The sequence below is a fragment of the Streptomyces sp. NPDC059224 genome (assembly GCF_042754285.1).
Lineage (GTDB): Bacteria > Actinomycetota > Actinomycetes > Streptomycetales > Streptomycetaceae > Streptomyces.
In genome coordinates this window covers 1-1,571 of sequence record NZ_JBHZAN010000105.1, presented here as the reverse complement: position 1 = coordinate 1,571, position 1,571 = coordinate 1, and the positions used below count along the sequence as shown (strand labels likewise).

1 protein-coding gene is annotated in these 1,571 nt (G+C 35.3%); it reads left to right on the top strand.

From position 1 onward, the window contains the following. Positions 1-1,571: DNA polymerase (locus ACFXI4_RS44645; protein ID WP_385003426.1), on the top strand; the 1,571-nt coding region annotated here is incomplete at both ends.

Here is a 1,571-nt window from a genome sequence, read left to right as displayed (position 1 = left end):
GTCGTTACGGTATTTAAAACAGGTCTTAATGAATCCCAAATAACTGAAGAAAATGAAATTATTTCGCAACCTATTACATTTCATGATTCCAGCAAGCTTGTAATGGGTTCATTAAAAAAGATATGTGAGGATTTTAATATTTCGCAAGAAAAAGCAAAAATAGATTTAAAAGACCATATTTTGAAATTGGGATGGGCGCTTGACGCTGACGGAAACCCCACAAATGACCCGGGTAAATATGATGACCGGGAATCCCAAGGGAATTATTTTATGAAGGTCGATCCGTATGAACCTGAATTAAATGAATATTTACGGTTGGACTGTGTGGCATTATATGAAATTGTTACAATGCTTATTGAAATATCCGGCTTGCCGATTCATGAATTTTTAAAATGTCCTACTACCGCAAGTCTTGCAATGAAAGTATATCAAATGAATTATCCTGAAGATTATGAAAAGGCTATTTCCACGAATTACGGTTATAGCAAATGGGGCGAGTTTACAGAGGATTTTATACGCAAGGCATATTATGGTGGACGTACAGAAGTATTTCAAAGTGAATTAAATGGCGGCTTTCATTATGATGTAAATTCATTATATCCGTACGTTATGAAAGTGAACCCAATACCTATAGGGAAACCGCGTCACCATAAAGGAGACAAAGCCCGAAACGTATTTAAATATTGGTACAGCTATAGACAGGGCGGCGGTTTTTTAGAATGTGATATTCACATACCGACTACTTTACATATACCGCCTCTACCTCACAGAATGTACAAAAAATTATGTTTCCCGGTCGGTAACCTTTCAGGGATATGGACGTTTGAAGAAATTGAATTGGCGTTAGAAATGGGTGCTAAAATAAAAGAAATTCATCAATGTATTTATTTTGAAAAGACCGATTATATATTTAAAGATTTTGTCTCCTATTTTGAAGAGATTAAAAATACAAGTGATGGAGCAAAAAAGACGTTTGCAAAATTAATGCAAAATGCACTGTACGGAAAATTCGGTATGCAAAGGGTTCGGCAAACGATTTTACCTGTCACAGAAATTGAGACATGCGAAGAAAAAGGCTATCCTTATGTTGAATTATTTAACCCTGTATATGGACAAGAATTTATTGAAGCAGCCGTCCCCAGCAAAGCGCCGTATATTCAGCCGCATATAGCCGCCTACGTTACGTCATACGCGCGTATTTTATTATATAGAGGTTTAATTAAACAATTAGAAAAAGGCGATGTGGCATATTGTGATACCGATTCAATAGCATGTGAAGCTATTTTTGATGATGACATGGTTGACGATAGAGAGTACGGTAAATGGAAACTGGAAGGTATTCTTGAAGAAGGTTTATTCATTCAACCAAAAACGTATTATGAAAAATATGCTGATGAAATAAAACCAGAAGAAATAGAAAAAGAAATATCCTCTTTTTCTCGGAATGTATTTAATTATCCCGAAAAAAGCAAAGTAAAACAATATCGTTTGGTCAAAGGTTCGGAGACAATGAAATTTAAAGGCATTCCCGGCGCGTATATCAAGAAATTAAATAGAGGGGTATATTATGA